12 protein-coding genes are annotated in these 14,402 nt (G+C 72.6%); 11 read left to right on the top strand and 1 reads right to left on the bottom strand.

The window, feature by feature from the left end:
- Window positions 1-18 precede the first annotated feature (18 nt).
- The 10 genes from SAVERM_RS10035 (at window position 19) to SAVERM_RS09990 (ending at window position 13,230) form a co-directional block, all read left to right on the top strand.
- Window positions 19-462: an SRPBCC family protein gene (locus SAVERM_RS10035; protein ID WP_010983343.1), complete on the top strand. Its 444-nt coding sequence runs from the start codon at window positions 19-21 to the stop codon at window positions 460-462.
- Window positions 463-615: 153 nt separating this feature from the next.
- The gene (locus SAVERM_RS10030; RefSeq protein WP_010983342.1) at window positions 616-2,994 is read left to right on the top strand and encodes an MFS transporter; all 2,379 of its coding nucleotides are present in this window, start codon (window positions 616-618) and stop codon (window positions 2,992-2,994) included.
- 197 nt (window positions 2,995-3,191) lie between these two features.
- Complete coding sequence (locus SAVERM_RS10025) at window positions 3,192-5,654, top strand: ATP-binding SpoIIE family protein phosphatase (RefSeq protein WP_010983341.1); 2,463 nt, start codon at window positions 3,192-3,194, stop codon at window positions 5,652-5,654.
- Window positions 5,655-5,791: 137 nt separating this feature from the next.
- A complete protein-coding gene (locus tag SAVERM_RS10020; protein WP_010983340.1) occupies window positions 5,792-6,517 on the top strand; it encodes a class I SAM-dependent methyltransferase in 726 nt (241 codons plus the stop codon).
- Window positions 6,518-6,621: 104 nt separating this feature from the next.
- On the top strand, window positions 6,622-7,455 hold the full coding sequence (locus SAVERM_RS10015) for a M55 family metallopeptidase (RefSeq protein ID WP_010983339.1): 834 nt from the start codon (window positions 6,622-6,624) through the stop codon (window positions 7,453-7,455).
- Window positions 7,448-8,770, top strand: a complete 1,323-nt coding sequence (locus SAVERM_RS10010) for a M20/M25/M40 family metallo-hydrolase (protein WP_010983338.1) — start codon at window positions 7,448-7,450, stop codon at window positions 8,768-8,770. Before SAVERM_RS10015 ends, SAVERM_RS10010 begins: the two co-directional genes overlap by 8 nt.
- 13 nt (window positions 8,771-8,783) lie before the next feature.
- Window positions 8,784-10,784: a prolyl oligopeptidase family serine peptidase gene (locus SAVERM_RS10005; protein WP_010983337.1), complete on the top strand. Its 2,001-nt coding sequence runs from the start codon at window positions 8,784-8,786 to the stop codon at window positions 10,782-10,784.
- Window positions 10,784-11,713: a S66 peptidase family protein gene (locus SAVERM_RS10000; RefSeq protein ID WP_037647347.1), complete on the top strand. Its 930-nt coding sequence runs from the start codon at window positions 10,784-10,786 to the stop codon at window positions 11,711-11,713. The genes SAVERM_RS10005 and SAVERM_RS10000 overlap by 1 nt, the downstream gene beginning before the upstream one ends.
- Before the next feature lie 51 nt (window positions 11,714-11,764).
- Window positions 11,765-12,307 carry a GNAT family N-acetyltransferase gene (locus SAVERM_RS09995; protein ID WP_010983335.1) on the top strand — a complete coding sequence of 181 codons (543 nt, stop codon included), beginning with the start codon at window positions 11,765-11,767 and terminating at the stop codon, window positions 12,305-12,307.
- 26 nt (window positions 12,308-12,333) lie between these two features.
- Window positions 12,334-13,230: an arginase family protein gene (locus SAVERM_RS09990; RefSeq protein WP_010983334.1), complete on the top strand. Its 897-nt coding sequence runs from the start codon at window positions 12,334-12,336 to the stop codon at window positions 13,228-13,230.
- Window positions 13,231-13,307: 77 nt separating this feature from the next.
- Here SAVERM_RS09990 and SAVERM_RS09985 read toward each other — a convergent pair whose 3' ends face one another.
- Window positions 13,308-13,661, bottom strand: coding sequence for a VOC family protein (locus SAVERM_RS09985; protein WP_010983333.1), 354 nt, complete (start codon window positions 13,659-13,661; stop codon window positions 13,308-13,310).
- Window positions 13,662-13,818: 157 nt separating this feature from the next.
- Between SAVERM_RS09985 and SAVERM_RS09980 the strand changes: the two genes are divergently transcribed.
- Window positions 13,819-14,340, top strand: a complete 522-nt coding sequence (locus SAVERM_RS09980; protein ID WP_037647523.1) for a phage holin family protein — start codon at window positions 13,819-13,821, stop codon at window positions 14,338-14,340.
- The last annotated feature ends 62 nt before the right edge of the window (window positions 14,341-14,402 follow it).

Genomic DNA, 14,402 nt, shown 5'->3' with positions numbered 1-14,402 from the left:
AGGTGCTGGAGGAACGCAATGGCGCAGGTCGAAGCCACGACGGAGCGGATCATCGCGGCGGACGCGGAGAAGGTGTTCGACGCCCTCGCCGACTACAGCGACGCCCGCGCGAAGGTGCTGCCGGAGCACTTCAGCGAGTACGAGGTGCGCGAGGGCGGCGACGGCGAGGGCACCCTCGTCCACTGGAAGCTCCAGGCCACCAGCAAGCGCGTCCGCGACTGCCTCCTCGAGGTGACCGAGCCGACCGACGGCGAGCTCGTCGAGAAGGACCGCAACTCCTCGATGGTCACCACCTGGCGGGTCACCCCGGCCGGCGAGGGCAAGTCCCGCGTCGTCGTCACCAGCGTGTGGAACGGCGCCGGCGGCATCGGCGGCTTCTTCGAGAGGACCTTCGCGCCCAAGGGCCTCGCCCGGATCTACGACGCGGAACTCGCCAACCTCGCCGCCGCGATGGAGAAGTAGCCCAAGAGGCAATCATCCGGGGCGCGTTGCCACCCTCACCGTTTCGAGTGGATCTCCCGGTCCTGCGGTAGTACGCCGTAACTCGTCGCGCTTGCTCGTAGTTGTCGCGGAAAGCGGCAATTGTGCGGCGAGCGCGACGATGGGGAGCGAGACGTGGGCGGGACCACTCTGGTCAAGGACGAGCCGGCCGCCGAGCCCTCGGACACCCCCGCCCCACCGGCGCCCGGGCCCGCGCAACTCGGCCCGCGCCGGGTGCGGTTGGTCTTCTGCGCCCTCATGCTCGCCATGCTGCTCGCCGCCCTCGAGCAGATGATCGTGGCCACCGCGCTCCCGAAGATCGTCGGCGAGCTGCACGGTCTGGACAGGATGTCCTGGGCGATCACCGCGTATCTGCTCACCGCCACCGTCGCACTGCCCGTCTACGGAAAGTGCGGCGATCTCTTCGGCCGCAAGGGCGTCTTCCAGTTCGCGATCGTCGTCTTCGTCGTCGGCTCCGTGCTCGCCGGCCGGGCGCGGACCATGGATCAGCTGATCGCCTTCCGCGCGATCCAGGGCCTCGGCGCCGGCGGACTCATGATCGGCGTCCAGGCGATCATCGCGGACATCGTCCCGCCACGCGAACGCGGCCGCTTCATGGGCCTGATCGGCGCCGCCTTCGGTCTCGCCTCCGTCGCCGGGCCCCTTCTCGGCGGCTATTTCACGGACCACCTCTCCTGGCGGTGGTGCTTCTACATCAACGCGCCCTTCGGCCTGGTCACCCTGGCCGTCGTCACCGTCGCGCTGAAACTGCCCAAGCCCCTCACCAAGGCGCGCCTCGACGTTCTCGGGGCGCTGCTGCTGGCCGTGGCGTCCACCTGCGCGGTACTGCTCACCAGTTGGGGCGGCACCGAGTACGCGTGGGACTCGCGGATCATCCTGGGGCTCGGCGCGGGCGCGTGCGTCGCGGCCGTCCTCTTCCTGGTCGTCGAGCACTTCGCGCCCGAACCCCTCATCCCCCTGCGGCTGTTCAGGGACTCCGTCTTCAACGTCACCGGGCTCGTCGGACTCGTCATCGGTGTCGCGCTGTTCGGCGCGGCCAGCTATCTGCCGACCTTCCTCCAGATGGTCGACGGCGCCTCGGCCACCGAGTCCGGACTGCTGATGCTGCCCATGATGGCGGGGATCGTCGGCGCCTCGATCATCGCCGGGCAGCTCATCAGCCACACCGGCCGGTACCGGATGTGGCCGATCCTCGGCAGCGTCCTGGCCGCCGTCGGCATGTGGCTGCTCTCCCGGCTCGAAGCGGACACGCCCCGGCTCCAGTACAGCATCTGGATGGCCGTCCTCGGCGCCGGCATCGGCATGGTGATGCCGGTCCTGGTCCTCGCCGTGCAGAACTCGGTGCGCCCCGCCGACCTGGGCACCGCGACCAGCGCCAACAACTACTTCCGGCAGATCGGCGGCAGCGTCGGCGCCGCCGTGTTCGGCACACTGTTCGCCCATCGGCTCGCCGACGCGCTGGAGGAACGCCTTCCCACGCGCGCGGGCGCCCGGCTTCCCGACCCCGAGTCCCTCACCCCGCAACTCGTCCACGCGCTTCCCCCGGACCTGCGCGACGGCTATGTCGCCGCCTACGCCGACGCCATGCCGCGCATCTTCCTCTTCCTCGTGCCGGTGCTCGTCCTGGGCCTGCTCATCGCTTTCTTTCTCAAGGAGAAACCACTGGTGTCCCACAACGCCCCCGCCGAGCCCGTCTCCCTCGCCCAGGTCCCGCAGGCGCGTTCGCCGTACGCCGCCGGTGTGCCCGTCTGCGGCACCGTGCAGCACCCCGACGGCACCGTCGTGCCGCGCGCCGCGCTCACCCTCATCGACGTCGCGGGGCAGCAGATCGGACGGGGGGCCAGCGGCGAGGACGGACGGTACGCGCTGTCCACGCCCGGATCAGGGTCGTACGTCCTGATCGCCGCGGCGGGCGGCCACCAGCCGCAGGCCGTGTCGGTGACCGTCGGCGAGCGTCCGGTGGAACTGGACGTCGTGCTCGGCGGCGCGGGCAGGCTCGCCGGGAGCGTGCTCACGGCGGACGGCACCCCCGTGCGCGAGGCCATCGTGACCCTCACCAACGTCCACGGCGAGGTGGTCTCCACCACCCGCAGCGGACGCGAAGGGGGCTACGTCATCACCGAGTTGGTGGCCGGGGAGTACACCCTGGCCGCCAGCGCCCCCGCGTTCCGTCCGGCCGCGCTCCCCGTCACCGTGCAGGCCGCGCGTGAGACCCGGCAGGACGTGGAACTGGCCGGCGGTGCGGTGCTGCGGGGCACGGTACGGGCCGGGGGTGGGCGGCCCGTCGAGGACGCGCGGGTGACGCTGCTGGACGCGGCGGGCAACGTCGTCGACACGCTCACCACGGGCGGTGACGGAACGTTCCGGTTCGTCGATCTCTCGTCGGGGGAGTACACGGTCATCGCGGCGGGCTATCCGCCGGTGGCCACCGTGCTCCAGGTCGCCGGGGGCGGCAGGACGGAACGCGACTTGCAGTTGGGGCACGAGGACTGACCCGACCGGGACACGAGGACTGACCCGCCGGACGGCTCTCCCCGGCGGGACCGGAGCGCGTGCGGACCGTGTCGTACGCCGGAGCCGCCCCCGGAGACTCAAATTCCCGTATTGCCACACATCGCGACCGACCGCCGCCGTACCGTGGTGAGGGCGGCACAGATCTTGCGGAGCCGTGGGGAGAGAGGGCCTGGGCCATGGAACGTGGCACCGAGTGGGGCGCACCTTCCGGCCACGGAGCTGGGCACGGCGCGGTGGAGCGGGCCACCGCGGCCGGGCGTATCCCCCTCGCCGTGGTCGTCGTCGACCGTGCGGGCCTGGTCTCGCACTGGAGCAGGGGCGCACGCCGGCTGTTCGGCACATCGAGGGAGGACGCGGTGGGCCGTCCCGCCGTCGACCTGCTCCCCGTCTCCGGGGCGCTCCCCGACGACGAGATCGCGCCGTACGGTGCGTACGCGGCGTATGAAGGGTTGGGCCCCGACCTGGAGTCCTCCCTCGGCGGATGGCTCTCCTACCCGGCCGCCGGCCGGGCCCGGCTCCGGGTGCCGGAGCGTGACCGCATCGACGTGCTGTGGTGGGCGTACCCCCTGGTGGGCCCGGGCCCCGAGCGGCTGCTGGTGCTGGCCGCCGACGCGGACGCGCTGCGCCCCGACGCCCGGGGTGCCGAGGGCGTCGCCGTCGAGCGCATCGCGCCCGGCTTCGCCCTGCACACCGACTTCCCCGGCGCCGAGGAGCTGGCCCGCGAACTGCCCGAGATCCTGCCCAGCATGAGCGTCGGCGAGAGCGCGCGCATCGTCTCGCAGGTTCTCGAACTGGGTTATCCCGTACTGGAGTTCAGTCAGAACGACCGGGTGCCCGTCACTCCCGACTGGGGTGTGCCCCGGCGGGCGGAGCGCAAGGCGCGTCGCGAGCGGGCCGCCAGGGCGGTGGCGTCGGGCGAGAGCGTGCCGCAGGACGTCCAGGACGAGGGCGAGGACCTCGAGTACGTCGCCGTACGCGAACGCCTGGAGTTCCTCAACGAGGTCAGCGGACGCATCGGCACCTCGCTCGATCTGGCGCAGACCATCATCGAGGTCAGCAAGGCCGTCGTACCGCGCTTCACGGACGTCGCGGGCACCTATCTGCGCGAACAGGTCGTCGCCGGCGAGGGCTTCCCCGACGGCGTGCCCGACACCACCACGATGTGGCACCGGGTCGCCGTCGAGCACACCGACGAACCGGGCCGCTGGGACGACGTCGTACCGGTCGGCGAGGCCATGCCGTTCCCGGCGCACACGCCGTTCTTCCAGTGCATGACCAGCGGGCAGCCCGTTCTCGTGCCGCGCATCAGCGAGCAGATGGGGCACGCCATCGCCGCGCAGTTCGAGAAGCGCGACATCCGGCCGCTCATCAACAACCGCTCCATGCTGGTCGTGCCCCTGAAGGCCCGCAACGTGGTGCTCGGCTTCATGATCCTGCTGCGGCATCCGGAGCGCGTCGAGTTCAACGACATGGACCGGGTCACCGGCGCCGAACTCGCCGCCCGCGCGGGCCTCGTGCTCGACAACGCGCGCATGTACACCTACCAGGAGAGCGTCGCCGAGACCCTCCAGGACAGCATGCTGCCGCACATCGCGCCCCGCATGGCCGGCTGCGACATCGCGACCCGCTATCTGCCGGGCACGTTGCTGGGACGGGTCGGCGGTGACTGGTTCGACTCGGTGAAACTGCCCGGCTCCCGCACCGCCCTGGTCGTCGGCGACGTCATGGGTCACGGCCTGAACTCCGCCGCGATGATGGGCCAGTTGCGTACGGCCGTACAGACCATGGCGGCGCTCGACCTGCCGCCCGCCCAGCTGCTGCGCAACCTCGACGACCTCGCCCAGCGGCTCGGCGACACCTACCTCGCGACCTGTCTGTACGCGGTCTACGACCCGATCACGAGCGAGCTGGAGATCGCCAACGCGGGCCACATACCCCCGGTGCTGGTCCGCGCCGAGGACGGCCGCAGCGAACTGCTCGACCTGCCGACGGGTGCGCCCATCGGCGTCGGCGGGGTGCCGTTCGAGTCGGTACGCGTGCCCGTGGCGCCCGGGGACCGGCTGGTGATGTGCACCGACGGCCTGGTCGAGGTGCGCGGCGAGGACATCGGGGTGGGTCTCGCCACCCTCTGCGAGTCCGCCGCCCACCCCGCCGCCTCCATGGACGACGCCTGCGACACCATCATCCGCGCCCTCAACGTCCGGGGCGGACGCAAGGACGACGTGGCGCTGCTGATGGCCCGGCTGGGCGGCATCGCCCCCGAGGACGTCGCCCTGTGGCGCTTCGCCCTCGACCCCGTCGAGGTGGGCCGGGCGCGTGCGGCGGTGCGTGAGCAACTGCACGAATGGGGACTGAACAGCCTGGCGGACAACGCCGAGTTGATGGTCGGCGAGCTGGTCACCAATGCCGTACGCCATGCCCGCAGCCGTCGGGTCGAGCTGCGTCTGGTGCGCGGCGAGACCCTGCTGTGCGAGGTCGATGACGAGGACCACACGCTGCCGTCGCTGCGCGGCGCGGGACCTGCCGACGAGTTCGGGCGGGGTCTGCGGGTGGTCAGCACACTGGCCCGGGAATGGGGGGCCAGCCGTACGAGCGCGGGCAAGACGGTGTGGTTCGAACTGACACTGCCGAGACGCTGAGCCGCCGTGATCGGTGTACGCGGACCGAACGGGCGGTAACGGAATGCGTCACGTGCTTGTGGCCGCGCGCCCTGCGCGGTAGACCGATCTGACCCGTCAGGTCCGACGGGTTGCGGTCGCACCCCGGGGAGCTGGGCATGAGCGTGACGAGTAGGTACCGGGAGGCCTGGGAGGGCTTCTGGCGCGAGGCCCCCGAAGGACAGGGGGCCGTCTTCTGGGACGCGGAGCCCATACTGACCGCGGGCGTCCATCTGGCACTGTTCGAGCCGCGGTTGACGGCCCCGGGCCTGCCCCTCGTCGACCTGGGCTGCGGCAACGGCACCCAGACCCGCTTCCTGGCCGACCGTTTCCCGCACGTCGTGGGCGCCGATCTGTCGGCCGCGGCCCTCGACCACGCCCGTCGTGCCGACCCCGCGGGCCAGGCCACGTACCGGCTGCTGGACGCGGCCGAGAAGACCGAGGCCGAGACCCTGCACGCCGAACTGGGCGACGCCAACATATATATGCGGGGCGTGCTCCACCAGTGCGAGCCCGACGACCGGCAGCCGCTCGTCGACGGCATCGCGACCCTGCTGGGCGACCGCGGCCGGCTCTTCCTCGTCGAACTCGCCGAGGCCGCGGGAGTGGTGCTGAAGGGCCTGGCGCGGAGCCCCCAAGGACCGCCGCCCAAGCTCGCACCCGTCTTCCGGCACGGCATCGCCCCCGGCGAGGTGGCGGACGCCGCGGTCCCCGCCTACCTCGACGCCGCAGGTCTCACGGTTCTCGCGAGCGGCGAGCTGCCCCTCGTCACCACCGAGTACCGGCCCGACGGCACGCGCATCGAACTGCCGTCCAGGTGGCTGCTGGCAGGGCGTGGGGCCTGACCGGCAGCGGGACGCCGGGCCGCGGGCGGACGAGTAACGCCGCCTCCACACCCGGCGACGCGGGTCCTGGCCCGGGGGTTCGTCAGCGCGTAGCGTGACGCGGTATGAAGATCCTGATCAGCGCCGACATGGAGGGCGCCACGGGTGTGACCTGGCCGGCCGATGTGCTGCCCGGGACCCCGCAGTGGGAGCGGTGCCGGTCGATGTTCACCTCCGACGTGAACGCGGCCGTGCTCGGCTTCTTCGACGGCGGCGCCGACGACGTGCTCATCAACGAGGCACACTGGTCGATGCGCAATCTCCTGCTCGAACGGCTTGACGAGCGGGCGGAGATGCTCACCGGCCGCCACAAGTCGTTGTCCATGGTGGAGGGCGTACAGCACGGAGACGTGGACGGCATCGCGTTCATCGGCTACCACGCGGGCGCCGGCATGGAGGGCGTCCTCGCGCACACCTACCTCGCCAACTCCATCACCGGCGTGTGGGTGAACGACGAGCGGGCCAGCGAAGGACTGCTCAACTCCCACGTCGTCGCCGAGTACGGGGTGCCGGTCGTCCTCGTCACGGGCGACGACGTGGCCTGCGAGGACGCGCTCGGATACGCGCCCGAGGCGCTCAAGGTCGCCGTCAAGGACCATGTCTCGCGCTACGCGGCCGTGTGCCGTACGCCGTCCAGGACCGCCGCCGACATCCGTGCCGCGGCCAAGGAGGCGGCCTCGCTGGCCGTGCCGCACGAACCCGTCGTGGGCGGGCCGTTCACCGTGGCGCTCGAGTTCGACGCCGAGCACCTCGCGATGGCCGCCACCGTCGTGCCGGGTGTGGGGCGCATCGGAGAGCGGAAGGTGTCGTACACCAGCGGGACCATGTACGAGGGGATCCGCACCTTCAAGGCGGTCACCACGATCGTCTCGGCCGCCGTCGAGGAGCAGTATGGCTGAAGCACCGGCACTCGAAGAGGTCGTACGGTTCACCTCCGACCTCATCCGCATCGACACGACCAACCGCGGCGGCGGGGACTGCCGCGAGCGGCCCGCCGCCGAGTACGTGGCTCAGAAGCTGGCCGAGGCGGGTCTCGAGCCCACGCTGCTGGAGCGCACCGAGGGCCGTACGAACGTCGTGGCGCGCATCGAGGGCACCGACCCCCTCGCCGACGCCCTCCTCGTGCACGGTCACCTCGACGTGGTGCCCGCGCAGGCCGCGGACTGGAGCGTGCATCCGTTCTCCGGGGAGATCCGCGACGGCGTGGTCTGGGGCCGGGGCGCGGTCGACATGAAGAACATGGACGCGATGATCCTCGCGGTCGTACGGGACTGGGCGCGCGAAGGCGTGCGACCCCGGCGCGACCTCGTGATCGCCTTCACCGCCGACGAGGAGGCGAGCGCCGTGGACGGCTCCGGCTTCCTCGCCGACCGGCACCCCGGGCTCTTCGAGGGCTGCACCGAAGGCATCAGCGAGTCGGGGGCGTTCACCTTCCACGACGGCGCCGGCCGACAGCTCTATCCGATCGCGGCGGGCGAGCGTGGCACCGGCTGGCTCAAGCTCACCGCCCACGGCCGGGCGGGCCACGGCTCCAAGGTGAACCGGAGCAACGCGGTCACCCGCCTCGCCGCCGCCGTCGCGCGTATCGGCGCACACGCGTGGCCGCTGCGGCTCACGCCGACGGTGCGCGCTGCGCTCACCGAACTCGCGGCGGTCTACGGCATCGACGCCGATCTCGACGACCTCGACGACATGGACGACATGGACGGCCTGCTGAAGAAGCTCGGCCCGGCCGCCGCGCTCGTCGAGCCGACCGTCCGGGGCAGCGCCAACCCGACCATGCTGAGCGCCGGTTACAAGATCAACGTGATTCCGGGGGAGGCCGTCGGGTATGTCGACGGCCGCTATCTGCCCGGCGGTGAGGACGAGTTCCGCACGACCCTCGACCGGCTCACCGGGCCGGACGTGGAGTGGGAGTTCGAGCACCGCGAGGTGGCCCTCCAGGCGCCGGTGGACTCGGTGACGTACGCGAGGATGCGGGCCGCCGTCGAGGAGTTCGCACCCGAGGGACATGTCGTGCCCTACTGCATGTCGGGCGGCACGGACGCCAAGCAGTTCTCGCGTCTCGGCATCACCGGATACGGGTTCGCGCCGCTGAAGCTCCCGGAGGGCTTCGACTACCAGGCCCTCTTCCACGGCGTGGACGAGCGCGTCCCCGTCGAGGCCCTGCACTTCGGCGTCCGCGTGCTCGACCGCTTTCTTCGCACCGCCTAGGACGGGGGACAGGATGCAGACCCTGGCGTACGGTTCATGGCCCTCGCCCATCGCGGCGGGGCTCGCGGCCGCGCACGACGGGCAGCCCGAGTTCGTGGGCTTCGTCGGGGACGAGGCCTGGTGGACCGAGCCGCGGCCCACCGAGGGCGGCCGGCGCACCCTCGTACGCCGCAGGGCGGACGGCGTGGAGGAGTCCGTCCTGTCCGCGCCGTGGAACGTGCGCAGCCGGGTCATCGAGTACGGCGGCCGCCCCTGGGCGGGGGCGGCCCGCCCCGAGGGACCGCTGGTCGTGTTCGTCGACTTCGCCGACCAGCGGCTCTACGCCCACGAGCCCGATACCCCCGGTGCGCGGCCGCGCCCCCTCACGCCCGTTTCCCCGGTCGGCGGCGGACTGCGCTGGGTCGACCCGCGGCTGCGTGTCGAACGCGGCGAAGTGTGGTGCGTGCTGGAGGAGTTCACCGGCGACGGGCCCACGGACGTACGCCGCGTGGTGGCCGCGGTGCCGCTGGACGGTTCGGCGGCCGAGGACCGGGGCGCCGTGCGGGAACTCACCGACGGGCGGCACCGGTTCGTCACCGGGCCCCGGCTCTCGCCCGACGGGCGGCGCGCGGCCTGGCTCGCCTGGGACCACCCGCGGATGCCGTGGGACGGCACGGAGCTGATCGTCGCGGAGGTCGCCGGTGACGGGACGCTGCGGGAGGCCCACACGGTCGCCGGCGGCCCCGACGAGTCGATCGCCCAGGTGGACTGGGCCCATGACGGGTCCCTGCTGTACGCCAGCGACCGCACCGGCTGGTGGAACCTGTACCGCGACGACGAGCCGGTGTGCCCCCGCGAGGAGGAGTTCGGCGGCCCGCTGTGGAAGATCGGGCAGCGCTGGTTCGCCCCGCTGGAGAGCGGACTGATCGCCGTGGTGCACGGGCGGGGCGCCACCGCGCTCGGCATCCTCGACCCGGAGACCGGCGAGGTGGTCGACGCCGCCGGCCCCTGGACCGAGTTCGCCGCCACGCTCGCCGTGCACGGCACCCGGGTCGTCGGCATCGGCGCCAGCCCGCGCAGCGCCTACGAGGTGGTCGAGCTGGACACCCTCCCCCAAGCTCTCGGCTCCGATCGAGCAGGGGCAACCCCCGTCGCCCGCGCCCGGGTGATCGGCGCCGCGCACGACGACCCGGTCGACCCCGCGTGCTACCCCGAGCCGCAGATCCGCACGTTCACCGGGCCGGTGGGGCGCGAGATCCACGCGCACATCTACCCTCCGCACAACCCCGGGTGCGTCGCGCCCGGCGACGAGCTGCCGCCCTACGTCATCTGGGCGCACGGCGGCCCCACCAGCCGGGCGCCCCTCGTCCTCGACCTGGAGATCGCCTACTTCACCTCGCGCGGCATCGGGGTCGCCGAGGTCAACTACGGCGGATCGACCGGGCACGGGCGGGAGTACCGCAACCGGCTGCGTGAGCAGTGGGGCGTCGTCGACGTCGAGGACTGCGCGGCCGTCGCGCTCGGCCTCGCCGAGGAGGGCACCGCGGACCGCGCCCGGCTCGCCATCCGCGGGGGCAGCGCGGGCGGCTGGACGACGGCCGCGTCCCTGGCGAGCACCGAGGTGTACGGCTGCGGCACGATCCTCTATCCGATCCTCGACCTCGCCGGCTGGGGCTCGGGGGAGACCCATGACTTCGAGTCGCAGTACCTGGAGTCGCTGGTGGGGCCGCTCGCCCAGGTGCCGGGGCGCTATGCCGAGCGGTCGCCCGCGGAGCACGCCGACCGGATCACCGCGCCGTTCCTGCTGCTCCAGGGGCTGGACGACGTGATCTGTCCGCCGGCGCAGTGCGAGCGGTTCCTGGCGCGGATGCGGGGGCGGGGGGTGCCGCACGCGTATCTCGCCTTCGAGGGGGAGGGGCACGGGTTCCGCCGGGCCGACACGACGGTGCGGGTGCTTGAATCGGAGCTCTCCCTGTACGCGCAGGTCTTCGGGCTGAATCCGCCCGGTGTCCCGACCCTGGAGCTCACCACGTGATGTCGACGACCCCGCTGAACCGTCCCGCCCGCCTGGCCCCCGGCGCCCGTGTCGCCGTGATCGCGCCGAGCGGCCCGGTCCCCGAGGAACGGATTCAGGCGGGCCTCGACATCCTGCGGGGCTGGGACCTCGACCCCGTCCCGACCCCGCATGTCCTCGACCGGCATCCCCGGTTCGACTACCTGGCGGGCACCGACGCCGACCGGGCCGCCGACCTCCAGTCCGCCTGGTGCGCCCCGGACGTGGACGCGGTGCTGTGCGCCCGCGGCGGGTACGGGGTGCAGCGGATGGTCGACCTGCTCGACTGGGACGCGATGCGGGCCGCCGGGCCCAAGGTGTTCGTCGGGTTCAGCGACATCACCGCGCTGCACGAGGCGTTCGCCACCCGGGCGGGCCTCGTCACGCTGCACGGGCCCGCGGCGGCGGGCGCCGACTTCATCAAGAACGCGCGGGCCCAGGAACATCTGCGGGCCACGCTGTTCGAGCCGGAGTCCGTGCGCACCATCGCGTCCGGCGGCCCAGCGCTGGTTCCCGGCCGGGCCCGGGGCGTCACCCTGGGCGGCTGTCTGAGCCTGCTGGCCACCGACCTCGGTACCCCGCACGCCCGTGCCGGGGCCCGGGACGGGCTGCTGATGCTCGAGGACGTCGGCGAGGCGGCGTACCGGATCGACCGGTCGCTCACGCAGCTCCTGCGCGCCGGCTGGTTCGACGGGGTCGCCGGGATCGCGCTCGGGTCGTGGGAGAGGTGCGGTCCCTACGAGAAGCTGCGCGCGGTCTTCGCCGACCGGCTCGGCGGACTCGGGGTGCCGGTCGTGGAGGAGTTCGGGTTCGGGCACTGCGAGGGAGCGCTGACGATCCCGTTCGGCGTACGGGCCGAACTGGACGCGGACGCGGGAACGTTGACACTGGACGAACCCGCGCTCCGCTAGGTCCTGTCGTCAAAAGGCCCTGGCACGCGCCGTCCGTCGTACTGTGTCGGGGTGTCTGAGAACTCCCGCTATCTCGCCGAGGGCCCCCGCGTGGGCCTGCGGCCCTTCACCTACGACGACGAAGCCGAGTTCCTCGCCCGGGTGCGGGAGAGCAAGGACCTGCACCGGCCGTGGCTGTTTCCGCCCGACAGCCCGGACGCGTACCACGCCTACGCGGGTCGGCTCATCGAGGACCCGACGAAGGCCGGCTTCCTGGTGTGCGAGAAGGACGGCGGCGGTATCGCCGGGTTCATCAACATCAACAACATCGTCGCGGGCTCCTTTCTGAACGGGACACTCGGATACGGCGTCTTCGCGCATGCCGCCGGGCGCGGGCTGATGGGCGAGGGGCTCGCACTCGTCGTCGCCCACGCGTTCACCACCCTGGGGCTGCACCGGCTGGAGATCAACGCGCAGCCGGGCAACGCCGCCTCCATCGCCCTCGCCCGCCGCTGCGGCTTCCGGCTCGAGGGGTTCTCGCCGGACTTCCTGTACATCGACGGAGCCTGGCGGGACCACGAGCGCTGGGCGATCACGGCGACCGGCCCTCGCTGAGCTTGCCCTTCGGCGAGGATGAACCCATGCGAAGCATCGTCGTCCTGGACGCCCCCTCCAACCTGGGCCTGCGCCCGCCCGCCCCGGGCACCGTGCCCGGCTGCTACAAGCTCGCCGGCGCGCTGCGGGAACAGCGCATCGTGCAGCGCCTGGGCGCCTTGGAGGGCGGCGTCGTCGTACCGCCGCGCTACGACCGCGGGGAGTGGCAGGAGGGCGACGGCGTCTTCAACGCGGCCGCCCTCGCCTCGTACACCCGCAAGCTGGCCGACCGCATCGAACACCATGTACGCGCCGGTGATCTGCCGGTCGTCCTCGGCGGCGACTGCTCCATCCAGCTCGGCGCCTCGCTCGCACTGCGCCGCATCGGGCGGTACGGGCTGGCCGCGGTGGACGCCTCCGCGGACTTCCGCCACCCCGGCAACTCGGACCGCGTCGGCGCCGCGGGCGGCGAGGAACTGGCGCTGGCCACCGGGCGGGGGCAGGAGGACCTGACCGACATCGAGGGGCTGCGGCCGTATCTGCGGGACGAGGACGTACGGCTCTTCGGCATCCGCGACGACGATCCGGAGCGGACGGAACTCGGCGCGCTGAAGATCGCGACCGTCACCGTCGGCGACCTTCGCGCATGGGGTGCGGACGCGCTCGCCCGGGCCACGGTGGAGGCCTTCGAGATACCGCAACTCCAGGGGTTCTGGGTGCACTTGGACGCGGACGTCCTCGATCCGTCCGTCATGCCCGCCGTCGACAGCCCCGACCCGGACGGGCTGCTGCCCGACGAGGTCGTCGCGCTGCTGCGGCCGTTGCTGCGCTCCCCGCACTGCGCCGGTCTCAACGTCACCATCTACGACCCCGACCTGGACCCGGACGGGACGGCCGGGGCGCTGCTGGCCGACATCGTCGTGTCCGCGTTCGACGCGTCCTGACCGGACGGCGGACCCGGACACCGGACCCGGACACCGGACCCGCGCACCGGACCCGGCCGGGCCACGGGGCCGAGGACTCAGTCCGCTGCCCGCCGGTCCACGTACTCGTACACCGAGCCGTCCGGGTGCATCGCGATCAGATTGCGGCCCACCGGCGTGGCCACCGGCCCCGCCAGGATGTGGGCGCCCGAGTCGCCGAGCACTCGGTGGGCCTCGTCGACGTCCTTCACCGCGATCGTGGCCGCGACCTTGCGCAGGACGTCGAGTTCGGCCTCCGGCCCGCTCATCAGCAGGAAGCAGCCGACCGCGGCGACCTGGACGCCACCGCGCTCGAAACGCAGCGCGCTGCCGCCCGCCAGTCTCTCGTAGAACGGGACCGAAGCCTCCAGGTCGTCGACGCAGATACGCAGCGTGGCTCCCAGAATCTCCATACCGCAGAGCCTAGTTGGGACCGGCGGGGGAGGAGATCGCTTCGGACCGATCCCCCGCCCCGGCCGGATGTTCCGCCGGCTCCGGGTCCGGCGCTTCGCCGTGCGTACGGCGTCACGCGCGGAGTTACGGGAGCGGAGGCCCGGGTACCCGGGCCGCATGAAGCCTCTCGATCACCTGGAACATCTGGACAAGAGCCTGGTCGACGAGCTGGCGCAGGTCGCCCGCGAGACCATCCGCGACGAGCTGCGCGAGCAGAGTCGCAAGCAGCGCCGCACGGCCACGCTCTACGCCGCTTCGGGCGCCGCCGCCCTCTACGCGGGTGCCGCGCTGGCGGTCGCCCTCGGCCTGGCGCTGTCGCTCGGCCTGCCGGGCTGGGCGGCCGCCCTGATCACCGCCGCCGTGCTCGGTGTCGTCGCCCAGCTGCTGCGCGCCGCGGCGCGGCCGTCGCCGTCCCGGCCCACGACCAGGTACGACCTCGAACCGGCAGGCGACCATGGCCGGGTCGTCGGGGGCACCCCGCCCGCCGGGCCGCCGGGCGGCCTCGGCATGCCGTACCCGCCGGTGCCGCCGGTCGCGCCCGGCGCGCCGATGCCGGGAACCGCGGAGCCGGGTGCGCCGCGTCAGGACGACATGGACCCCGAAGCACCGCACCACCGGGGCCGCCGAGCGGGCTCCTGACGGGGGCCGGCTCGGTCCGGGCGTCGCGGGGCCGTCGCGATGACGGGGGCCGACGGCGGTCC

This window comes from Streptomyces avermitilis MA-4680 = NBRC 14893, from assembly GCF_000009765.2.
Classification (GTDB): domain Bacteria; phylum Actinomycetota; class Actinomycetes; order Streptomycetales; family Streptomycetaceae; genus Streptomyces; species Streptomyces avermitilis.
This window is presented reverse-complemented; position numbering and strand designations above follow the sequence as displayed.